15 protein-coding genes are annotated in these 22426 nt (G+C 58.2%); 12 read left to right on the top strand and 3 right to left on the bottom strand.

The annotated features are described in order from the left end of the window. The first annotated feature begins 63 nt into the window (after nt 1-63). Both uvrA and PSR63_RS11745 read left to right on the top strand, forming a co-directional pair. On the top strand, nt 64-7083 hold the full coding sequence (gene uvrA, locus PSR63_RS11750) for an excinuclease ABC subunit UvrA (protein ID WP_274333520.1): 7020 nt from the start codon (nt 64-66) through the stop codon (nt 7081-7083). Nucleotides 7084-7419: 336 nt separating this feature from the next. Further along, complete coding sequence (locus PSR63_RS11745; protein WP_274333518.1) at nt 7420-7803, top strand: CoA-binding protein; 384 nt, start codon at nt 7420-7422, stop codon at nt 7801-7803. Nucleotides 7804-7881: 78 nt separating this feature from the next. Here PSR63_RS11745 and PSR63_RS11740 read toward each other — a convergent pair whose 3' ends face one another. Next, nucleotides 7882-9378 (bottom strand): hypothetical protein, encoded by a 1497-nt coding sequence (locus PSR63_RS11740; protein ID WP_274333516.1) that lies wholly within the window; start codon nt 9376-9378, stop codon nt 7882-7884. 483 nt (nt 9379-9861) lie between these two features. Between PSR63_RS11740 and PSR63_RS11735 the strand changes: the two genes are divergently transcribed. From PSR63_RS11735 to PSR63_RS11720, 4 genes are all read left to right on the top strand, one after another. Next, nucleotides 9862-10413 (top strand): hypothetical protein, encoded by a 552-nt coding sequence (locus PSR63_RS11735; RefSeq protein WP_274333515.1) that lies wholly within the window; start codon nt 9862-9864, stop codon nt 10411-10413. 223 nt (nt 10414-10636) lie between these two features. Then, on the top strand, nt 10637-10837 hold the full coding sequence (gene thiS / locus PSR63_RS11730; protein ID WP_274333513.1) for a sulfur carrier protein ThiS: 201 nt from the start codon (nt 10637-10639) through the stop codon (nt 10835-10837). After that, nucleotides 10837-11679, top strand: coding sequence for a thiazole synthase (locus PSR63_RS11725; protein WP_274333511.1), 843 nt, complete (start codon nt 10837-10839; stop codon nt 11677-11679). The genes thiS and PSR63_RS11725 overlap by 1 nt, the downstream gene beginning before the upstream one ends. A 61-nt stretch (nt 11680-11740) precedes the next feature. Continuing rightward, nucleotides 11741-12940: an FIST signal transduction protein gene (locus tag PSR63_RS11720; RefSeq protein WP_274333494.1), complete on the top strand. Its 1200-nt coding sequence runs from the start codon at nt 11741-11743 to the stop codon at nt 12938-12940. Here the strand turns inward: PSR63_RS11720 and PSR63_RS11715 are convergent. Beyond that, nucleotides 12937-13374: a hypothetical protein gene (locus PSR63_RS11715; RefSeq protein WP_274333493.1), complete on the bottom strand. Its 438-nt coding sequence runs from the start codon at nt 13372-13374 to the stop codon at nt 12937-12939. The genes PSR63_RS11720 and PSR63_RS11715 overlap by 4 nt on opposite strands. Nucleotides 13375-13544: 170 nt before the next feature. Here PSR63_RS11715 and PSR63_RS11710 point away from each other — a divergent pair, with 170 nt between their 5' ends. The 4 genes from PSR63_RS11710 (at nt 13545) to PSR63_RS11695 (ending at nt 17474) form a co-directional block, all read left to right on the top strand. Further along, the gene (locus PSR63_RS11710; RefSeq protein ID WP_274333491.1) at nt 13545-13985 is read left to right on the top strand and encodes a response regulator; all 441 of its coding nucleotides are present in this window, start codon (nt 13545-13547) and stop codon (nt 13983-13985) included. A gap of 195 nt (nt 13986-14180) precedes the next feature. Then, nucleotides 14181-16139, top strand: coding sequence for a tetratricopeptide repeat protein (locus tag PSR63_RS11705; RefSeq protein ID WP_274333489.1), 1959 nt, complete (start codon nt 14181-14183; stop codon nt 16137-16139). Then, nucleotides 16136-16588 (top strand): DUF2752 domain-containing protein, encoded by a 453-nt coding sequence (locus tag PSR63_RS11700; protein WP_274333487.1) that lies wholly within the window; start codon nt 16136-16138, stop codon nt 16586-16588. The genes PSR63_RS11705 and PSR63_RS11700 overlap by 4 nt, the downstream gene beginning before the upstream one ends. 85 nt (nt 16589-16673) lie before the next feature. Beyond that, the gene (locus PSR63_RS11695) at nt 16674-17474 is read left to right on the top strand and encodes an alpha/beta fold hydrolase (RefSeq protein ID WP_274333486.1); all 801 of its coding nucleotides are present in this window, start codon (nt 16674-16676) and stop codon (nt 17472-17474) included. Nucleotides 17475-17477: 3 nt separating this feature from the next. On the opposite strand, the gene PSR63_RS11690 is transcribed toward PSR63_RS11695, so the two are convergent. Further along, nucleotides 17478-18017, bottom strand: coding sequence for a DUF2617 family protein (locus PSR63_RS11690; protein WP_274333485.1), 540 nt, complete (start codon nt 18015-18017; stop codon nt 17478-17480). A gap of 532 nt (nt 18018-18549) precedes the next feature. Between PSR63_RS11690 and glnE the strand changes: the two genes are divergently transcribed. Together glnE and PSR63_RS11680 are read left to right on the top strand one after the other, a co-directional pair. Next, nucleotides 18550-21672, top strand: a complete 3123-nt coding sequence (gene glnE, locus PSR63_RS11685; protein ID WP_274333483.1) for a bifunctional [glutamate--ammonia ligase]-adenylyl-L-tyrosine phosphorylase/[glutamate--ammonia-ligase] adenylyltransferase — start codon at nt 18550-18552, stop codon at nt 21670-21672. A gap of 184 nt (nt 21673-21856) precedes the next feature. After that, complete coding sequence (locus PSR63_RS11680) at nt 21857-22363, top strand: hypothetical protein (RefSeq protein WP_274333481.1); 507 nt, start codon at nt 21857-21859, stop codon at nt 22361-22363. The last annotated feature ends 63 nt before the right edge of the window (nt 22364-22426 follow it).

Raw genomic sequence — 22426 nt, 5'->3', positions numbered from 1 at the left:
GTCCCCTAAAATCGATGGATTCGATCGAACCTAGCCGCGAAGTGAACCCACGGACGAGCATCTATGCCGGTTTCCGATATTGAAGTCAAAGGGGCCCGCGAACACAATCTGCGCGAGGTCACGCTGACGCTTCCTCGCAATAAATTGATTTGCTTGACGGGCGTGAGCGGCAGCGGGAAAAGCTCGCTGGCGTTCGATACCGTTTATGCGGAAGGACAGCGACGCTACGTCGAGAGCCTGTCTAGCTATGCGCGGCAATTCATGGGGCAGATGCCCAAGCCCGATGTCGACTTCATCGGCGGCTTGACCCCCAGCATCTCGATTTCGCAGAAGACCACCAGCAATAACCCGCGTAGTACGGTCGGTACGATCACCGAAATCTACGACTACCTGCGTGTGATTTTCTCGCGCGTTGGCCAAGGGTTTTGCAGTGAATGTGGTAAGAAGCTGACCGCCCAGACGCGGGAACAAATCCTCGAACGGATTCTCGGCCAGGAAGAAGGCACCTCGTTCGCCGTCCTGGCGCCGCTGGTCCGCGGCCAGAAGGGGGAGTTCAAAGATCTATTCATCGACCTGTTGAAGCAGGGCTTCGTCCGGGCTCGCGTCGATGGCGAGATCATCCAGCTGAACGACGAGCTCCAGCTCGATCGGCAGATGCGGCACAACATCGAACTGGTCGTCGATCGCTTGAGCATCAAAGAGGGGGTCCGCGGACGCCTGGCCGAAGCGGTCGAGCTAGCCCTGAAGATGGGCGAAGGCAGCCTGATCATCGCCCCTCGCGACGACGAAACGCCGGAAGGCCAGGAAGCGGCTCCGAAAAAGAAACGCGCCAAAAGCAAACGCAGCAAGACGGCCGTTGCCGGCGACATGATGTTTTCGGTCGACTATGCCTGCGTCGACTGTGGGATATCTTACAGTCCGCCAACGCCGCAGCTATTCAGCTTCAACTCGCCACAAGGGATGTGCCCGACGTGCGACGGCCTCGGTAAGGTCTACACATTCGATCCCGAACTGCTCGTGCCGGACGTAACCCTCTCGTTCAAGCAAGGGGCGATCGAACTGCTGGGCAAGTGGAAAGAGCTCGGTCGCTGGAAACGTCATATCTACCAGGGTATGGCCGACACGATGGAGCGGAAGTACGACCTGGGCAAAGGGGCCATCCTGGAAACGGCCTGGCGCGACATGGCTAAGGAGCACCACGACTACCTGCTGTGGGGCACCGGCGACGAACACATCACCTTCACCTGGCGTGGCGGCAACAGCCCGCAGATGTACGGCGGCACTTACGGCGGTATCGTCCCCGACCTGCTGGAAAAGTATCGCAACACGAACTCGAAGCCGCAGCAGCGACAGCTCGAGAAGTACATGGCCACGGTCATCTGTCCGCAGTGCCATGGCGATCGCTTGAACCCCCAGGCCCGCAGCGTGAAGGTCACCACGACCAGCAAAGCGTTCGGCAAAGATGGCTCGCGCACGCTGCCCGAGATCTGCCAGCTGTCGATTCAAGAAGCGGCCGATTTCTTCGGCCAGCTCGAGCTCGACAACCTTTCGCAAAAGATCGCCGAAGAAGCAGTCAAAGAAGTTCGCGGGCGACTCGGCTTCCTGCAGAACGTGGGGCTCGAATACCTGACGCTCGACCGTACCGCACCAACGCTTAGTGGTGGTGAATCGCAGCGTATTCGCCTGGCCGGTCAGATCGGCTGCGGCCTGGTGGGCGTGACGTATATCCTCGACGAACCGTCGATCGGTCTGCACCCGCGCGATAACGACCGCCTGCTGGCAACGCTCAACGACCTGCGCGACCTCGGCAATACGGTCCTGGTGGTCGAGCACGACGAAGACACGATGCGTGTCGCCGATCATATTATCGACTTCGGTCCCGGCGCTGGTGTCCGTGGCGGGTACGTCGTCGCCCAAGGTTCGGCCAAGCAGTTGGAAGCCGTCGACGAGAGCGTCACCGGGCGGTTCCTATCTGGCAAAGACAAGATCGAAATCCCCGAGACGCGACGCCCTTTGGGCGAAAAGAAGCTCCGCATCGTCGGTGCCGCGCAGAATAACCTGAAGAACATCACCGCCGAGATTCCACTGGGCGGATTCGTCTGCATCACGGGTGCTAGTGGTAGCGGCAAGAGCTCGCTGATCAACGGCATCCTGGTCGAAGCGCTCCGTCGCGACTTGAACGGCGGCCTCGGCGAACCCGGCGAGCACGAACGGATCGAAGGGATCGAGCATCTCGACAAGATGATCGCCATCGATCAAAGCCCGATCGGTCGCACGCCACGTAGTAACCCGGCGACCTACATCAAGGTGTTCGACGAAATCCGCGACCTGTTCGCCCAACTGCCTGAGTCCCGCAAACGCGGCTACAAGCCGGGCCGCTTCAGCTTCAATGTCGACGGCGGCCGCTGTAGCGCGTGCGAAGGGAACGGGGCCAACAAGCTGGAGATGGACTTCCTGGCCGACATCTGGGTGACCTGCCCGGTGTGTGAAGGACACCGATTCAACCGTGAAACACTCGAGATCTTGTTCAAGGAAAAGTCGATTGCCGACATCTTAGAGATGGACGTGCAAGAAGCCTTGAAGACGTTCGAGAACGTTCCCAAGATCGCTCAGAAGCTGCAAACACTGCACGACGTCGGTCTTGACTACATCAAGCTCGGTCAGCCTTCGCCGACCCTTTCCGGTGGGGAAGCCCAGCGTATCAAGCTGGCCAAGGAGCTTTCCAAACGAAGCACCGGCAAGACGTTGTATCTGCTGGACGAGCCCACCACCGGGCTGCACTTCGCCGACACGAAGATGCTGCTGAAGGTGCTGCATGACTTTGCCAGTGCCGGCAATACGGTGCTGGTGGTCGAGCACAACCTGGACGTGATCAAGACGGCTGACTGGGTTGTCGATCTCGGTCCCGAAGGGGGCGTCAACGGTGGTACGGTCGTCGCCGAAGGCACGCCCGAAGATGTTGCCGCGGTCGAAGCTTCGTACACCGGCCAAGCCCTGCAGCCACTACTCAAGGGCGAAACCAGCCGCGCCGTTGCCGAGATCAAACGCGCCGCGAAAGAATCGCAGCAGACCGCCAAGGCCCTGGCCAAGCGGATCGACGTGCGTGGTGCCAAGATGCACAATTTGAAGGACGTCAGCGTCGGCATCGATCGCGACAAGATGACCGTCTTCTGCGGCCCCAGTGGTAGCGGTAAGAGCTCGCTGGCAATGGATACGATTTACGCCGAAGGACAGCGACGCTACGTCGAAAGCCTGAGCGCCTACGCGCGGCAGTTCGTCGGTCAGATGCAGAAGCCGAAGGTCGATCACATCGAAGGGCTTTCGCCAGCGATCGCCATCGAGCAAAAGAACCTCGGCAAGTCGCCTCGTTCGACAGTCGGTACGGTCACCGAAATTTACGATTACCTGCGGGTGCTGATGAGCCGTTTGGGCGTGCCGCATTGCCCCGACTGCGACGTTCCAATCAAAACGCAAACGTCGACGCAGATCACCGACAAGGTCCTGCAGGAAGAGGAGGGGACCAAGCTGTTCCTGCTCGCTCCGCGTCATCTGGACACTGGGCAGCAATACTCCGATCTGTGGGAAGAGCTGAAGGCCGCCGGCTATCAGCGTATTCGCGTCGATGGCGTGGTGCACACGATCGATCGCATGCCGAAGATCGATCGCCGCCGCAAGCATGACGTGGAAGTAGTGGTCGACCGAATCGTGGTGCGCCAGGATGCCCGACCGCGTATCGCCGACAGCGTGGAAATCGCCCTCAGCCAGTCTGGCGGCGTGCTGGTGATCGCCTACGCGGAAGACGACGTGCCGGAAGCTCACTGGCGAACCAAGCGTCTGAGTCAGAAGCTCTCGTGCGAGTCGTGCGATCGCAGCTTCGATCCGCTCTCGCCGCATAACTTCTCCTTCAACAGCTATCTCGGTTGGTGCCCAGACTGTGAAGGGCTCGGTACGCAAACAGGTGCGGATCCGACGGCACTGCTAAGCGATCCGAAGCGAAGCCTGGCCGAAGGGGCCCTGCGGTTGTGGCCTGATCTGAAGTCGCCCATCGCAATGAAGATGCTGGACGCGATCTGCGAGAAAAACAAGATTCCGATCGACGTTCCGTTTGAACAGCTCGGGGCACGTCAGCGACGGATCATCCTGCATGGTACCGGCGACACGGTCTACGATATCTTCACCGACAAGAAGAAGGAGAAGGTCGATTTCCGCTTCCAGTTCAAGGGGCTGTATCCGGCCCTGGAAGATGCCTCGCGTTTGAGTCCTTCGTTCCGTGGTCAGCTCGAATCGCTGGTGGCGGAAGTCGAGTGCACGACCTGCGATGGTTCGCGACTGCGAGACGACGCCTCGGCGGTCCGCTTCCGCAAGAAGTCGATGCGTGACATCACCAGCATGCCGCTGGCCGAACTGTTGGATTTCATCCGCGCGGCCAAGCTGAAGAAGCGCGAACAGAAGATCGCCGGCGAGCTGCTGCGAGAGATCGACAACCGCGTGCAGTTCCTGCTGGACGTGGGTCTCGAGTACCTGACCCTGCGTCGCACGGCACCGACGCTGTCGGCCGGCGAAGCCCAACGTATTCGCCTGGCCAGCCAACTTGGCAGCGGACTATGCGGCGTGCTGTATGTGCTCGACGAACCGACGATCGGCCTGCACCCACGCGACAATCGCCGACTGCTCAAGGCGCTGCATCGACTGCGTGACCTGGGCAATACGTTGATCGTCGTCGAACACGATCAGGAAGTGATTGAAGGGAGCGATCGCCTGATCGACTTCGGTCCCCAGGCAGGGCGTCACGGCGGAACGATCGTCGCCGAAGGAACACCCAAGCAAATCGCCAAGGCCGCAGGCTCGGTTACCGGTCCTTACGTTTCCGGTAAGCAAGCGATCTACGCGCCGAGCAATCGCCGCATGATGTCGATCGCCAACAACTCGGACGAAGACGTGATCGCCGATTTCAGTAGCCCTTCCGGCGAATGGCTCGAGATCGTCGGGGCCAGCCATCGCAACCTGCGGAACGTGAACGTCTCGATTCCGCTGGGGGCCTTGGTCGCCATCGGTGGTCCGAGTGGTAGCGGCAAGAGCACGCTCGTCCAAGACATTCTGTACAACACGCTGGCTCGCCGTCTGCATCGCGCTTCGACCATTCCGGGCGCCCACGATGCGTTGCGCGGCATGGAGAACATCAACAAGGTTATCCGCGTCGACCAGCAGCCGATCGGTAACAGCCCCAGCTCGAATCCGGCCACCTATACCGGCGTGTTCGATCTGATTCGTGACCTGTTCGCTCAATTGCCCGATGCGAAGGTCCGCGGCTACACGGCGCGTCGCTTCAGCTTCAATGTCGAAGGAGGTCGCTGCGAAGACTGCCAAGGCATGGGGCAGAAGTGTATCGAGATGCACTTCCTGCCGGATGTGTGGGTCACGTGCGAAACGTGCGAGGGCCTGCGGTACAACGAAGAAACGCTGGCGGTCAAGTTCCACGGCAAGACAATCTCGGAAGTGCTCGAGATGTCGTGCGGCCAGGCCGTGCAGCTGTTCGAGAACATTCCCAAGATTCGCCGTACGCTTCAGACGCTGTGCGATGTGGGTCTCGACTACGTCACGCTTGGCCAGTCGGCTCCGACCCTTTCCGGTGGTGAAGCCCAACGTGTGAAGCTGGCTTCGGAACTGGCCCGCCCTGATACGGGTCGCACGCTGTACCTCTTGGACGAACCTTCGACCGGGCTGCACTTTGAAGACCTGAAGAAACTGCTGGATGTGTTCCATCGACTGGTCGACCTGGGTAATACGGTGATCGTGATCGAACACAATCTCGACATCTTGAAGCAGGCCGACTGGGTCATCGAGATGGGTCCTGAAGCAGGCCAATCTGGCGGCCAGGTGGTGACGGTCGGCACGCCGGAGGATATCGTCGAGTACTCGAAGTCGTTCCTCAAGCTGGCCAAGAAGCAGAAGACGGACGAGTCGACGCTGACCGACGAAAAAGGCATGACCTGGCTGCGTAGCCACACGGGCGAAGCGCTGGGGCCCGTGCTGGAAGCGGCTCCGCTGCAGGAACGTCCGCTGTACGATCCGCACGCCGCCGATGAGGAACGCGAAGGGGACCTCGACATCGATGATGTGGGTGCCCAGATTCAAATGCCGTGGGAACTCGACGGGCGACGTTGGCACACCAAAGATCGCGTCGGACGTGACGGACAGCCGTGCAACTGGGATGGCAAGATCCTAGCCGAAGTGGTCGATCGGATTCAGGCTTCCGATTCATTCAGCGATCCGAACTGGAACTCGCGAACGATTGTCGAGATCGCCGCAAAGAAAAAGTCGGACGGTTGGTTCTTCCATGGCATCACCGGCGAAAGCTGGCTGGTGAAGCTGAAGTTCCGCGTGATGAAGGGGACGTTCAACAAGTACGAACTGCCCCAGGAACTCGATCTGCCGACGCTGAACCAGATGGACGAACTGCCGATCTACAGCAACGATCCACGGGTAAAGGTCAAGAACCTGCGCGGTCCGTTCCAGGAGGTCGAGATCCGAGCTCACAGCTGGCAAGAGATCAACAAGCCCGAGTTCTGGAAGTTCATCGACGACGCCATCATCGGCTTCCAGAAGTATGAGGCGACCATCAGCCAGGATGTCGAGAGCCACATGCCGTGGAAGAAACTGGGCGAGAAGTGGCATCTCTCACGGAAGGGCTTCCCGCCGGGCAAGAAGGTCGCGTGGGATCAGTCGGTGCTGGAAGAAGTGATCGAGCTTCTCAAAGAGGTCGCTCCGCAGGGCGAGATCCTGTGGAACAACCAAATGCTGATCAACATGATGATCCCAGGCAAGCGCACCGCGTGGGCGGTGGTGACGACGAAGAAGCCGGAACACGTTCGCTTGGAATTGAAGACCTCCAAAGCGTCCACCACGCAGGGCAGAATCGCCGAATTAGGTCACGAACCGGACGTCGATCAGTCGCGCAGTGGTGAAGAGATCGTCCGACTCCACTTCCGCCACGATGCCGACCTGCAAAAGGGCGACCTGCGAGCATTTTTGAAGGAGATGCTGGAGGGCGAATCGTCCTCTGGTCAACGATCACTCCTCTAATGGCTAGATTAAGATCGCCAGTTTTCCCTTAAGAGGTCGCATGCGTTTCACTCGAGAAAATACGGGGTAAACGCAGTTCCCCCAGCTTCAAATTGGCGCGGAAAGAATGTGATCAAATTTGCGAATTCTTTTTATAGTGGCCACAAATTGATCAGTGAGCGCAACTCTTTGCGCCCATTGCACGTTAGTAGAAATTGGTGCCGTGCGCTACTGATTTTCGACGTTTGACGCCATGCGGATTCCCGCTATTAATGGAAGTCTAGGGCGGTTGCCGACCAGACGCTTCTGGTCGTTATCTATCTTTTTCCCCCCCCCAATCTTTTGAGGAGATCGCAAATGGTGTCGAAGCCAACTGTGGCCATCTTGGGAGCAAGCGCGGAGCGTTCCAAATATGGGAACAAGTCCGTCCGGGCTCACCTGGAACGTGGGTACGATGTTTTCCCCGTGAACCCAAGAGGTGGCCAGATCGAAGGACTGAAAGTTTATACCTCGGTGAAAGATATTCCTGTCGATCAGTTGGATCGCATCAGCGTTTACGTTCCGCCTCAAATTGGCGTGAAGATGGTGAGCGACATCGCTTCAAAGCCGGCTCGCGAAGTCTTCTTCAATCCTGGTAGCGACAGCGCCGAAGTGATCGAAGCTGCTCGTCAGCGTGGCATCGCTCCGATCCAGGCTTGCAGCATGGTCAACGTAGGCGTCACGCCACACGCATTCGACTAACCAGCCGCCCCTTCTCCTCTTTAGCTGGTTAAGACACACAAAGAAAAAGGCCGCGTCAGATGACGCGGCCTTTTTTGTTTAAGCGGCTTGCTTCTCTTCGTCGGTGGGCTTGGCTCCTTGGCCGGGCCGCTTGAGCCACCCTTCGCCAATGACCCGCAGCGCGACGCGGTCTTCCAGGTTCGGCCGGAAGATGGTCAGCAGCATCAGCGGCATATACCAGGCAATGTAGGTCGTGCCGTCGTTGGCATGCCAGAACTGGGCAGCGAGCATGAGTCCAGCGGTGCAGCTGATCAGCGTGCCCAGGTTCTTTTGAGCCGGCCAGATAGCAAACGCGATCGAGATCACCGCGAACGCCGCCAGCACAGGAATGCGGTACGCGTTCGAGTTGAAATAGTAGTTCCAGAAGCCGGTGTAGCCTTCGTCGCGCGGGAGCCACAAACCGAACATCGCGCGGAACTGGTTCAGGAAGGTCTCGAAGTCGGACGAGGTGAACGCCAGTGATAGCGCGAGCAGCACGAGCGTCGCGACCACGCCAATCAGGAATCGACCACGACCCCGTTCCCAGTAGTAGCTGAACCACAGCGGCAACAGGAACAACGGGTAATACAGCGTGCCGATCGCAAAGCCCATGAAGATGCCAGAGACCAGCGGTGTGCGGTAGAAGAAGATCGCCCAGACCAACAGCGCAGCCGGCAGCACGTGGTCGATTCTTCCGGTGTAGACCGCCGCATAGGGCAGCAGGAAGTAGAACATGGCGGCGCCTACTCCCATTTTGATGTTATCGAAGTGGCGGTAGCCCACCAGGATAATGCCGGCGATCAGGGCCATGTTCGCCAGGATGGCCATCGTCTTGGTCACGATGACGGTGATCTTCTCGGTGGTCTCCAGATCGGACGGCTCGTCTTGCTGAGCCAACTGATAGGTCGGAATACGCGGCACCAGAAGCAGCATGCGATAGCCGGGACCAAAGTGCCGGAGCGACTCTTCCACTTCTTCCGGGCTGCTCTTCGAGGCTTCGCGAACGCCGCGAAGGTCGGCATCGGACGGACGACCGACGATCACGTTGGTCATCAAGAAGATGAACAGCGCGCAGGTGATGAAGGTCATCCCGCCGATGGTCAGGTTCGGCTCGAGCATCGGCCGGCGGACCATCGTGGGATCGACAAACAAGCGGATGACGATCAAAGCGCTTAAGCAAAACAGCCAGATGTAGCCGGCCTTCTCCAGCGTCTTACCAATCTGCAGCATCTCTTGCCGCGTTGGCGGAGCCTTGGCCTCCTCTGGCACGATGGGAGCCTCCAGCGCAGCCGCAGGCTCGACCACCGGTTCTAACATGGGGGCCAACGGAGCCACTTCGGCGGCAGCCGTGGGAAGACTACTCGAGATATTGATGCTCTGCTGACCGAAGTAAACCATCAAGAGGCCCGGTGCCAGGCCGATGATCAGCAAGATATCGAGGTTGCGAACGCTCCAGACGCGGTTGAACTTGAAGTACAAACCGATCACCAGCAGCGACGACAGGTAAGCCCAAGTCGTCGGATTTACGCTTTCGTATTGAAAGAGTATCTCGCGCATCAGCCGGCTGAAGGGGTAGTTCGACGAGGTCTATCCGTCGCGTCTTTCGGCCGATTGTCGAGGATCCGGCCGGATTGGCATCCGCCAAGTCTTATTATCAACCAATCGAATGCCCAATTCCAAGCCCCGCTGGCTGCTCGCCACCCAGGTTTACCAAGAAGTTTGGGATCGAGGTTTGGTGTTCGTAACTTCAAGAAGAATACGCATTTCCGTTAAAAACGCAAGGACCAAACAAGTTCAACCGACCCGCCGCCAATCCCCACCCGCCAAGTAAGCTGCGCTTTGTCACGCGAACCCAACTTATCTCTGGCACATTAGGGAGAAACCTCGTACGATGTCGGTTGGTTAGGGCATTGACGCCAACGTTAGGCGGATTTCGGCCTGGTGATGCTTGGGGTTAGATCCCCCGGGTCGCTTCTTTCGGCTGACTTCAGACCAGTCTTTTCTTCCCCCCTTTGATGGAAACCTTTGAGGACTCAATTCATGAAGCTCGATTCGACAACTCGTTTCTGGCTAGCTAGTTTCGCGGTGGGAAGCGTCATGACGGCGTTTGCTATCGTCGGTATGACGGTCGGACTTCAGCAGCAACAACCAGCGCTCGAGATCCCGGTCAATGCAACCGCGAGCACCTGGAGCGAGACCATGTGTGCCGCAACCGGCCGCATCGATGAAGAGGTGGAAGGCCTGTTTACGCTCGACTCGCTGACGGGCGACCTGCAATGCTCGGTCTTGAATGGCCGCACCACGAAATTCGCCGGTCTTTTCCGCACCAACGTGCTGCAAGACCTGGGTGTCGACGCCTCGAAGAAGCCTTCGTACATGATCCTGACCGGTGCGGCCAGTTTCCCCGGCCAAGGGGGCAACACGCGTCCAGGTGACTGCGTGGTGTACGTCATCGATTCGACCACCGGCCGCTTCGTCGTTTACGGGGTGCCATGGCAGCGCACGCTGGCCGCTCGTGGGGCACCGCAGCAGGGTGCTCTGATCCTGTTGGATTCGGGTACCGCACGAAACGTCATGATTCGCGAACCGTAGTCCCCACGGATCACGACCAACACATACGATCGGGCCTGCTTCGCCGCCGAAGCAGGCCCTTTCTTTTTGGCCAGACCGGCATTTCCGCCGGAAAACCCAGCCGCAGACAAATCGTCCGGTTGTCGAAAGAAACCCTGCCGTCGTAAACTTGGGTAAGGCTCAGCCCACGGCCCAAACAGGCGGATCGTTGGCCGTGCCGCCTGATTTTCTGTCTGAGAGTTCCATGAAAATACGCATTAACGAAGAGGAACGCGACGTCCCGGAAGGTGCCTCGGTGGCGGATGTTGTCGAAACTCTTTCGCTGAATCCCAAATTCATCGCCGTGGAAGTCAACCTCGAACTCATTCCGCGGGGCGAGCACGCGAGCACTAAGTTGTCTGCTGGCGACCAGTTAGAAGTCGTGACCCTGGTAGGAGGTGGCTAATGAGTCTTGTCGAAGCGAAGACCGACGATGCCCCTCTCGTCCTCGGTACACACACGCTCCGCAGCCGATTGATTGTTGGAACCGGCAAGTACGACACGCTGGAACTGATGCAGCAGTCGCTCGAAGCTTCTGGCAGCGAGTGCGTGACGGTCGCCGTGCGTCGCGAAAAGCTGTACGACCCGACCGGTCGTAATCTCTTGGACTATATCGACTTCCATCGCTACACCCTGCTGCCTAACACGGCCGGCTGCTACAACGCCCGAGATGCCGTGCGGACCGCCAAACTGGGCCGAGAGATCCTACTCGGGCTCGAGAACCCCGGCGCCGATTGGGTCAAGCTGGAAGTGCTGGCCGATACCAAGACCCTGCTGCCTGATCCGGTCGAAACGGTTCAGGCATGCGAGCAGTTAGTCGAACTGGGCTTCCAGGTTCTGTGCTACACAACCGACGATCCGGTCATCGCCAAGCGTCTGAAAGAAGTCGGCGCGACCGCCGTGATGCCGGCCGGAAGTCCGATTGGCTCAGGGCAGGGGATCTTGAATCCCAACAACATTCGGATCTGCCTGGAGTATCTCAAGGGGGAAGACCCCGACTACCCGGTAATCGTCGACGCTGGCGTCGGAACGGCCAGCGATGTGGCGTTTGCTATGGAACTGGGTGTCGATGGCGTGTTGTTGAACACGGCCATTGCCCACGCGAAAGATCCTGTGCGGATGGCTCACGCCATGCGGCATGCGACCGAGGCGGGTCGTCTGGCGTTTCAATCAGGTCGCATCCCGCGGCGGTTGTATGCTTCGGCCAGCAGCCCCGAAGATGGCGTGATCGGTCGCACGCGACACTAGTCACCGATCGATGCGAACAGAACAGAGAAGGTTCCGTCCACTAACGGACAAGGCACATACTATGACGAAGCCGCAACCCAAATTTGCCGCGGCACTTTCAGTTCACGACACCACCGAAGCAGCGCTCGCGGAAGTTGTGAAGCAGGCACTCGACGAGTTGGCCGCGCCGGTCGATCTGGCGATGGTCTTTCTTTCGCCGCATCATACGCAACACGCTGAAGTCGTGGCCAAAGAACTGACGCGCCTGCTCGGCACATCCAACGTCATCGGCTGCACAGGCGAATCGATCATCGGCGAATCGCGCGAAGCGGAAGATACGCCTGCGATCAGCCTGTGGCTGGCTCACTTGCCGCAGACGACCGTCCTGCCGATGCACTTAGAGTTCCAGCGCACGCCGGATGGTGGCTCGATTGTCGGTTGGTCCGACGAACTACCGACCCAGTGGCCCAAAGATGCCTGTACACTTGCGGTCGCCGAACCGTTCAGCTTTCCGGCCGACCTGCTGCTCGAGCGGATCAATGAAGATCAGCCAGGCATCCCGGTGATTGGCGGAATTGCCAGCGGTAGTTATCAGCCTGGCGAGAATCGCTTGATTATGGGCGATCAGACCTACGATAGCGGCGGTATCCTGATCTACCTGCACGGAAACGTCCGCGTACGCACGATCGTTTCGCAGGGATGCCGACCGATCGGCGATCCGTTTATCATCACCAAGGCCGAACGCAACGTCATTCACGAACTCGGCGGCCTGCCGGCGCTTAAGCAGTTGGAAGCCATCTACAAAACGCTGCCGACAACCGATCAACAACTGGTCAGTCGCGGGCTGCACATCGGACGCGTGGTCGACGAATACCAGTCGGACCGCAGCCAAGGGGACTTCATCGTTCGCAACGTAGTGGGAATCGAGAAAGAGACCGGCGCGCTGATGATCGGCGACTATGTGAAGCCGGGTCAGACCGTGCAGTTTCATGTGCGCGACGAGTTCTCGGCTTCAGCCGAACTCAAGCAACTGACCGCCGAGATGAAGAACAGCGGATCGTCGCCGACCTCGGTGTTAACGTTTACCTGCAATGGTCGCGGAACGAAGCTCTTCAGCGAACCGCATCACGATGCGACTTGTTTGAAGAGCGCCTTCGGTACGATCCCTAACGCCGGCTTCTTCGCCGCGGGCGAAATCGGACCGGTAGCAGGCAAGAACTTCCTGCACGGTTTCACGGCCAGCGTCGCAGTGCTGGAACCGTGTGAAGAAGAGTCGGACTAACGTCCGCTACGCTGAAGCAGTTGCAGTTCCAACTGCATCAGCCGCACTCGATCTTGATGGAAGCGTTCCAGCAGGGACTTCTCTTCCACCAGGGTCTTGAGGTTTTCTTCGGCTTCGACGAGACCAACCTTAGTGAACTCTAACTGTCCAAAAAGGGGCGCGGAGTACTTAAACTTCGTGAACTGTTCATACTCCGCGAGCTGACGCTCAAACGACTGAACCTGGGCTTTGGCGACGTTGATCTTCGAGTTGAGGACCCGACGCTGCAGTGGGTACTCTTGGCTCTGGTACAGCTTGATTCGCAGCCGAGCGGCTTCGATTTCCGGAGATTCGGCGGCCGGACCCGCTGCCTGAACCATCAGACAGGCGACAAACAGCATCTTGGTCAGAACAATCAGGGCAGTCGGTATGCGTACCAAAAGGCGGTAATTCACGGCTGGGTATCCTCAGAAGCGAAGCATGGAGATACATTCCAGCCTAATTACCCCGCGAGAAACCTCAACTAAGTTGCCCCGAGGGGCTGATATCAGCCGTTTCCGCGAATCGACTTGGCTTCTATAATCACGGAATCGATTCGCCCTTTCGGGATAAGTTGAGGAGCACTATGGCGGACAGCTACAAGATTCTGATTGCCGACGACAATCAAGCCAATGTTGAACTCTTGGAGGCCTATTTGGCCGGCGTTGACTGCGACACCGAAATCGCCGTCAACGGACAAGATACGCTCGACAAAGTCGCCAGCTTCCAGCCTGACTTGATCCTGTTGGACGTCATGATGCCGAAGCTCAGCGGCTTCGAGGTTTGCAAGCAGCTGAAGGCGGACCCGTCGACCAAAGGTATTATGATACTTATGGTTACGGCGCTTAATGAGCTGGGCGACATCGAACGCGCCGTCGCCGCGGGAACCGACGATTTCCTCTCAAAACCGGTCAATCGCATCGAACTGACCAAGCGCGTCGAGAACATGCTGCGACTAAAAAACGTTGAAAACGAGAACGAAAGGCTGCGGCAGTACATCGAGCAGATGGAAAACAGCAGCAGCTAACCCCCCGCATGCTTGGTAATCCCTTGCGGCCTGTTCGCCGATGAGGGAAGGAACCTTCGTGAGGCTGATTTTCTTGGTCGTAAGGCGCATCTCAGGTGCCGCTGCTGGCATCCGGCTTCATACTCTTGCCTTGTTTCTGAGCCACTATGAGGGGTATCCTTAAGGAGTCCCTAATCTCATGGCGAGGAACGATCTATGCCTTGGAATGTACGGCTCGGCCTGGTGATGGTCGTGGTCTGTTTTGTGACGCTCGGACCGTGGTCCGTCAGTTCTGCCAATGCGCAGTCGTCGGCAGCCACCGCCCCTGAAAAAGTTCAGGCCCTGATTACCCAACTCGGAGATCGCAACTTCACCGTCCGAGAGCGGGCTCAAACCGATCTGGCGCGCATGGGAATTGCGGCCTTCGATCAACTGTTTGGCGCGATGCGAGATCCCGATTTGGAAATTGCCCGCCGTGCTCAGTACCTCATTCGCAGTGTCGAAATCGAATGGACCCGGCCCGAATTCTCGGACGAGGTCAACGCCTATCTCAATCGCTACGGCAACCTGAACGTCGACAATCGTCGCAGCCGCATTGGCGAGCTGTCGCGACTTCACACCATGGACGCGCTAAGCGCCCTTTGCCGCATTGCCCGTTACGACGTTTCGGAAGTCCTCTCGAAGGAAGCTGCCCTGGCGGCAGCCATTCAATTCCAGGGAGCCACCGCAGAAGAGAAGCCGCAGATCATTGAGATCATCAATGCTCGCATTGGCGACAGTCCTCGCGTTGGTCCCAGCTGGATGAAGATCTTCCGCACCAGCTTGAACCAACCGGACGAAGCCATCGCCCAGTGGGAAGATCAGATCACCGAAGAGATCGATCTGTTCACCACGCGGCCCGGCCTGACCAGTCAGCAGGTCGTGCTCGACCTGGTGCGGTGGGAAGTCGATCAGCTTCGCCAGCAAGGCCAACAGGAAGAAGCCTTGGCGACGATGGAAGACGTCATTCGCATCAGCGCCAAGTTTTCCGAAAGTGAACTACTCGACCTGACGACATGGTTCCTGGATCGCAAAGGTCCTTCGGTGGTCGGTCAACTGGCCGAGTACCACGCCAAGAAGTCGCCGGCGGTCGAAGGCATGCCGATCGGCGGCCCCTTCGGCGAGAACCCATCGCTGTTGTATCTGCTGGCCGAATCGGAACTGGTCCAAGACAACATCGAGAAGGCCGAACAGTACGCCAAGGCAGCGCTGAGTCTGGAGCCTGATTCGTACGACAGCCATTACCTGACCGCCCAGGCTCTTTCCGACCGGGGCACCTTCCGCTGGAGCCGCAACGAGTATCGTTACGTCATCGATAGCTTCGACGATGTCCTGGAACGCGAATCGATGCTGGCTCGCATGCAGCTGGGCGAACTGGAAAACGACCTGGGCGACCCCGACAAAGCGGCCGAAGTGATGTGGCCCTGGGTGGAAGCGGTCGAGAAGAAGTTCGGCCCGAACAATCCGCTCAACTCCGATCGCGAAGAAGCCATCTCGCGGTTTCTGGCGCGGAGCTACTTGTTCCGTGCGACCGCCGCCGAGAAGCGCGGCGATCTGGCCGCGGCTAAGAAAGACCTGGACCGCGCGGTCAAGTATTACGAAGACGAAGCGGACGTGCTGATCGCTGCGTATCGCGTCGGCCAGCAGGACGACATGTGGAAAGCCAAGGCCAAGGAGCACATCGACCACACGATCGACTTCTACAAGCCGTTTGTCGAGAAGTTCCAGAAGCAGTACGAGATCTTCAAGCAGAACAGCCGCGGCGACGACTTCATGGGCGCTCAAGGCTCGCAGATGGCGAACTACTGCAATCAGTACGCCTGGCTCGTCTGCAATACGTACGGCGACTTCGATCACGCGGTGGAAGCAAGCGAGCTGTCGTTGGAAATGCAGCCTGGTAACGGTGCTTACTTGGACACGCTGGCGCATTGCCACGCCGCGAAAAAGGACTGGGCTTCCGCGGTCAAGTATCAACGGATGGCCGCCATGCAGATTCCACACTCCGGCATGATTCGCGAGAAGTTTCAGGAGTTCGCCAAGAAGTGCGAAGAGAATAACATCGAGTACGAGACCATCGAACTTCCTGCCAGCCCTGACACGCACTTTCCGGAGTACAAGAAAGAGGGCAAGCTGTGAGTTCTGCGGTCGCAATACCGCCCGATAGCGATGTCCCGAAGCCGAAGTGGACCTTCCACATCATCATGCTGAGCATCGCTACGCTGGTGACGGTCCTTTCGTTCTTCCTCTACACCGACGGGCCAACCGATGTGGTTGTCCCCTGGTTGAATGTCGCGCTGCCTCCGACCTGCAGCATGCAAAGAATGGCCGGCATCGATTGCCCAGGCTGTGGCCTGACGCGCAGCTTCATCTCGCTGGCGCATGGCCAGCTGAGCGCCTCGCTGGCCTTCAACCCGGCGGGCATTCTGATCTTTGGCCTGGTCCTCTTTCAAATACCGTATCGCATCGCCCAGCTATGGCGTGTGCGTCGCGGCCTGCCGGAATGGAACTTGAATTCGGTGTCGCTCTGGATTTGGGCACCCATCGTTGTCGTGCTGATGGTGCAGTGGATTGGGAAACTGGTTTAGACAAACGCCTTTCCCAGTTCCGTCGTTCTTTGCGACAATAGATGATAGCTAACCCATCGTGACATCAACCGACGGAGCAACCCCCATGGACCAGACACTGCAAATCGGCGACACCGCGTTCCACGTTCGCACGGCAGGGGAGGGGAGTCCGTTGGTGCTGGTGCATGGGTTTCCCCTCGACCATCACATGTGGGACCCCGTGTTCGAGCCGCTGGCCGAGCAGCACCAGGTAATTGCGATCGACCTGCGCGGCTTCGGCCAAAGCCATGGCTACCGCGAGATCGTGCCGATGGAGCTGTTCGCCGACGACATCGCTGCGATTCTCGACGCGATGGAAATAACCGAGCAGGTCAACTTCGCCGGCCTGAGCATGGGCGGGTACATCGGTTGGCAAATGTGGCAGCGCCATCGCGATCGCCTGAGCCGCTTGATCTTGCTCGACACGCGGGCCATCGCCGACGAAGAAGTGCAAGCGCGGGCGCGGCGGATGGCCGCCGAAGCGGTCTTATCGGCCGGCATGGATGACGTGCCGGTGAACATGCTGCCGAAGCTGCTGGCCGAATCGACCATCAACGACAAGCCGGAAGTGGCCAAGGCACTCACCGAGATGATCCTGCGGCAAGATCCTCGTGGCGTGGCCGCTGCTCAGCGCGGCATGGCTCAGCGGCCCAACGTCGAGAGCTGGCTGGCCGACATCACAATTCCTACGCTAGTGATCAGCGGCGAGCATGACGTCATCAGCTCGCCGGAAGAAATGAAAGGGTTCGCCGCCCAGATCCCGGGGGCTCAATTCGTCGAGATTCCCGAAGCTGGACACATGGTTCCGATGGAAAATCCCGCCGCAATGTGCGAAGCCGTGCTACCGTTTTGCCACGACCTGGATTGAGACCTACCCAGGCAGACGGAAATACGTTTCCGTTTTGACGATCGCCTGATCGTCGGGGAAGGTATGAAACGCTTGGATGAAGACGCTGCGGTTGCGCGTCTCGGCGTTCATGTAGCTGACGGCTCCCATGTTCATGCGGCCGCTCGAATCGAATTCGTGCACCAGGCCAACCTTGCGATCGTCGTTGCACAGTTCGCGTTGGCATAGGCGGAAGAGCTTGGTCGACACCGCTTCCAATTGAAACGTGGTTTGATAGCGAATGCCGTGGCATTCAAACTGATCGCTGCGTCGGCCTTTGATTTGATAGGCCATGATCCGCCGCTTGGTCGGCAGTTCTTGATGTGCGGATGTGCACACTTCGGTCAGCGTGAGGCCTTCGTGCCGCCACGTGAGAACATGGCCGCAATTGGTGATATCCATCTTGAGAGTGTACCCTCCCCGTTCAACCGTTCGCGTTTGAAACGCTTCGAACAGTTCGGGGTGAAGTGGCCTCGTGTAAAGCTGAAAGGCCAGCTCAGCAACTCTTGGACGGATCGAAAGCAATGAAAACTCCTTCTCGGTTTAAGGCGGCGAGATCCTCCTGATCTCGATGACTTACCGCAGCGATCATTTAACGCTCGTCTTATGCAAGCTTAGTTCGCGTCGGCGTCCTTGATTATAAACAGGCCACAATTTCCCGAGGAATACTGTTTTTCGGCCTGTCTGAAATTGATTATTTACCGGACGAAATTTTTCGCAAGGACTTGACTTTTGCTTCGCCGTAGGCGAAATGGGGCCAAGCTTTTCGTGTTCCGTTTTGAGATAGAATCTCTTTCCGGCTGAAAACGGAACACGGAAAACTCAAAACTCTTTGCCCCAGTTTGACGAATTCTGCCGGGGCGTGAAATGTCAACTTTTTTGCCACCTTCTTCTTTGCTTGCTTGCTATCGGAACGCATGGTTTCCGCTTAGAATACAGGTTTACCGAATTCACCGATTTCGCGACCCTGATTGCACTTGCGCTGCTTTCCGCGCCCCAGGCAGACAACCGCAATCCCCAGGGCAAGCACTTTAACTAGCGGCTCTTCGAAGCGACTATGACCGTATCTGATTTCGCTAAGCTTGCTGAAAATTCTCAGGACGCAAGCGAGTGGCTTTCGCAACTGAAGATTGTTGACACGGCGCGCGGCCGAGAAAATCTGAACAGTTTCGTTCGGCTCAACTTGCCCATCGACTTGCAATCGTCCCTTTGTCAGCAGTTGTCCCATGCCCTGCCTGGCAGCAGCGACCCTGACATGGCCCTGAACAATTTAGAGCGATTGTTCAGTCGTGCCCGCAGCCCCCTAAGCCTGGCGGCACTCTTCGAACGCGATTCGACTTCGATGACCACCCTGGTTCGGATCTTCAGTTCCAGTCAAAGTCTCAGTGATCAAATCATTTCCGATCCCGAAAGCTTCGAGCTGGTCCGTATCACCGACGGCCAACCGGCAGCGCGGCAATACCTGGTCGACGAGATCGTGGCCGAGGTCGGGCAGCTCAACGACGAGAAAGCGATCATGAAAGCACTGCGTCGTTACAAACGACGCGAGACGCTGCGAATCGCCTACGGCGACTTGATCTGCAATCAGAACATCGAGACTGTCACGCGGCAGATTTCTTTTCTCGCCGATGCCCTGGTCGAAGCCGCTTACCAGGCCGCCGTTAAGTTGGTGTCGCAGCGCTTCGGCAACCCTACGCCCAAGAATGGTCGCAACGGCAAACCCATCACGCCACGGTTTAGCGTGATCGCGCTGGGCAAGCTGGGTGGATCCGAGTTGAACTACTCGAGCGACATCGACTTGATGTTTCTTTACGACGGCGATGGCAACACCGACGGTGAAAAATCGGTCACCAACAAAGAGTACTTCGAGCGCGTCGGACAGCGCCTGCTGAAGCTGTTAACCGAACCGACCGAACTCGGCACGCCTTACCGGATCGACATGCGATTGCGTCCCGAAGGAAGTCGCGGCCCACTGATCAATAGCCTGGATGGCGCGCTGCACTACTACGACATCCTCGGTCGCACGTGGGAGCGTCAGGCCTTCGTCAAAGCACGCGCCTGTGCCGGCGATAGCTCGCTCGGACAAGAGTTCCTCGAAAAGCAGGAACCATGGATCTACCGCAACTATCTAAGCCGAGCTGACATCACCGGCATCAAAGCGCTCAAACGCCGCATCGAGAAACGCGCCACCGGCGCCGGCGCGGTCGATGCCAACGTAAAGACAGGGCATGGCGGTATTCGCGATATCGAGTTCGTCATTCAGTTCCTGCAGCTGCTCAACGGCGGTGATCTGCCGCAGATCCGCATGCCCAACACGCTTGAAGGCATTCGCACGTTGGAAGAGGTGGGCTGTCTGACGCTGCAGGAAAGTTCGATCCTGAAAGACAACTACAGCTTCCTGCGTAAGGTCGAACATCGCCTGCAAATCATGTTCGACTTGCAAACGCATTCGCTCCCCAGCGAGGCGCTCGAGCGCAACAAGCTGGCGATGCGGATGGGCTACGTCGACGACGCCGACGGCAAGGCGCTCGATAAGTTCCAGTCCGACTTCCAGGAGAAGACCGAGATCAATCGTAAGATTCTCGATCACCTGCTGCACGACGCCTTCCCCGACGATGAGGTGACCGCCCCGGTGGTCGACCTGGTCCTCGACCCCGAGCCAACCGCCGATGCGATTGACGAAGCGCTTTCTGACTTTGGTTTCCACAATCCGAAGATCGCATACGAAAACGTGATGGCCCTGACGCGTGAACGCGTGCGTTTTCTTTCCACGCGTCGCTGTCGGCACTTCCTCGCGGCGATTGCACCGCAGTTGCTCGAAGCGATCTCGAAGACCCCGGACCCTGATTCGACCCTGGTGAACCTTTCCCAGGTAAGTGATTCGCTCGGGGGCAAGGAAGTGCTGTGGGAACTGTTCAGCGCCAATCCGGCGACGCTCCACTTGTACGTGCGGCTCTGTGCCGGTAGCCCGTACCTGTCGAACGTGCTGATCAGCAACCCTGGTATGATCGACGAGTTGATGGACTCGCTGATGCTCGATCGCCTGCCCAGCCGCCGCGTGCTGGAAGAAATGGTGCTGGAGCTTTGCCGCGGGGCGGAAGACATCATGCCGATCCTGCACAGCTTCAAGAACCTGATGCACCTGCGTGTGGGCGTGCTCGACATTCTGCGGAAGAAGGATCTGCATACGCGACTGAGAACGCTTTCGGACGTGGCCGAAGTGTGCCTGCATCAGATTGTGTTTCGCGAGTATCGTCAGCTGGTGGCCCGCTTTGGCGAACCGCGTCTGCCCGATGGCAGGCCGTGCGATTTGATCATTCTGGGTCTCGGCAAGATCGGCGGCGCCGAGCCGAACTACCACAGCGATCTCGACATCATCTTCGTTTACGAAGGGGACGGGCACACCGTCGTCGATGCTAGGCACCGCGGGGCAAGCAGCACGACCAACCAGCACTTCTTCGGTCAGCTCGGTCAGCGCATCATCAAGAGCGTCAACGAGCTGGGACCGTATGGTCGACTTTATGAACTTGACCCGCGTCTTCGCCCCACCGGCAAGAGCGGCCCCATGGCCGTCACGCTGCATGATCTTTACCACTACCACGCGAACGGAAGTGGCGAGTTGTGGGAACGTCAGGCCCTGACCAAGGCCCGCCCGATCTTCGGTCCTCCAGCAGGCTGCGAAGCTGCCGAGAAGACCATTCGCGATGCGATCGCCTGTCATCCTTGGAAGGCATCCGACGCCGAAGAGATTCGCAAGATGCGAGCCCGCATGGAAGAAACGGCCTCGCGCAACAACATCAAGCGTGGCCCTGGCGGAACGGTCGATATCGAGTTCGTCGTGCAGATGCTGCAAATGAAGCACCTGGCCGAGAGTCCCGAGGTGATGGTTCCCAACACGCTCGACGGTCTGAATCTGCTGTATGAAAAGGGCTACCTCAGCCAGGAAGACCACGACCACTTCCACAAGGCATACGAGTTCCTCCGCATGGTCGAAGCTCGCCTGCGACTGATGAATACGACTGCCCGGCATGACCTGCCAGAGGATCGCATCGAAGTCGCCAAGCTGGCCTACCTGCTCGATTACGAAGACCCAGCCACGCTGCTGAAAGAGTGCCGCCAGATGACCCGCGAAACACGCCGCCGATACGATCAGATCTTCGATAAGGCTGCCGCTGGGTAAGAGAGGGAGAACCGCGGATTACACGGATAGTCGCGGATACGCCCGAGGCGTTCTCGTCGTCCACCATCCAACGACAATCTCCTGAGCCCCGAAGGGGCGGTCGTTCATAGCCAGGGGTGGAAGCCCCTGGTAGGCATCCAACAAAAATGTCTTAAGCCCTGAAGGGGCGGCCGAAGGATTGCCCATGCGCCGGCTTTATCAATACGTTGGCCCCGAACACATCAGGGAATCGAGTCACAACGCACCACCCGGCTCGATCATTCACTCGCTAGATGACCTGCACATTTGGCTCGACTCGCACGCCCACGATGCACAACCTGATGGATCGATCACTGCGACGTTTGTCATTGATCAAACTGGCTTTCTACGACTAGCGCCACGTCAATCCGAACACGTTGCTTGCGCCAGCGGTGGCCCGGTACTCAGCGCCGGTGAGATGACATTCGACGCCGACGGAGAAGTTATCGCCGTTACCAACCAATCGACTGGGTTCTGCCCAGAACCAGAGTCTTGGCCTACGGTTGAGTCGGCACTCGACAAAATAGGCATCGTCTACCCGGGCACGTTTACGCAAACAATAATCTTCCGCCGCTGCCCAGGCTGTGGTGAGCGATCGATCGTGAAAGATGATTGGTACGTGTGCGAACTTTGTGGTAGCGAGTTGCCAACAACTTGGAATTTCGAACAGTAGCGAATGTAACGCATCCGCAGAACATCGCATCTCAGTCAGTAACACTTATTGTGCACCTGTTTG

The sequence above is a fragment of the Bremerella sp. P1 genome (genome assembly GCF_028748185.1).
GTDB lineage: Bacteria > Planctomycetota > Planctomycetia > Pirellulales > Pirellulaceae > Bremerella.
The sequence above is the reverse complement of the archived record's forward strand: the minus strand, read 5'-3'. Positions and strand labels throughout refer to the sequence as shown.

What these genes read in the sequence shown, in the direction of transcription:
- PSR63_RS11710 (WP_274333491.1), top strand. Translation starts at nt 13,545, where the DNA reads ATGGCGGACAGCTACAAGATTCTGATTGCCGACGACAATCAAGCCAAT.
- PSR63_RS11740 (WP_274333516.1), bottom strand. Translation starts at nt 9,378, where the DNA reads ATGCGCGAGATACTCTTTCAATACGAAAGCGTAAATCCGACGACTTGG.
- PSR63_RS11735 (WP_274333515.1), top strand. Translation starts at nt 9,862, where the DNA reads ATGAAGCTCGATTCGACAACTCGTTTCTGGCTAGCTAGTTTCGCGGTG.
- PSR63_RS11720 (WP_274333494.1), top strand. Translation starts at nt 11,741, where the DNA reads ATGACGAAGCCGCAACCCAAATTTGCCGCGGCACTTTCAGTTCACGAC.
- PSR63_RS11745 (WP_274333518.1), top strand. Translation starts at nt 7,420, where the DNA reads ATGGTGTCGAAGCCAACTGTGGCCATCTTGGGAGCAAGCGCGGAGCGT.
- glnE (WP_274333483.1), top strand. Translation starts at nt 18,550, where the DNA reads ATGACCGTATCTGATTTCGCTAAGCTTGCTGAAAATTCTCAGGACGCA.
- PSR63_RS11705 (WP_274333489.1), top strand. Translation starts at nt 14,181, where the DNA reads ATGCCTTGGAATGTACGGCTCGGCCTGGTGATGGTCGTGGTCTGTTTT.
- PSR63_RS11725 (WP_274333511.1), top strand. Translation starts at nt 10,837, where the DNA reads ATGAGTCTTGTCGAAGCGAAGACCGACGATGCCCCTCTCGTCCTCGGT.
- thiS (WP_274333513.1), top strand. Translation starts at nt 10,637, where the DNA reads ATGAAAATACGCATTAACGAAGAGGAACGCGACGTCCCGGAAGGTGCC.
- uvrA (WP_274333520.1), top strand. Translation starts at nt 64, where the DNA reads ATGCCGGTTTCCGATATTGAAGTCAAAGGGGCCCGCGAACACAATCTG.
- PSR63_RS11695 (WP_274333486.1), top strand. Translation starts at nt 16,674, where the DNA reads ATGGACCAGACACTGCAAATCGGCGACACCGCGTTCCACGTTCGCACG.
- PSR63_RS11680 (WP_274333481.1), top strand. Translation starts at nt 21,857, where the DNA reads ATGCGCCGGCTTTATCAATACGTTGGCCCCGAACACATCAGGGAATCG.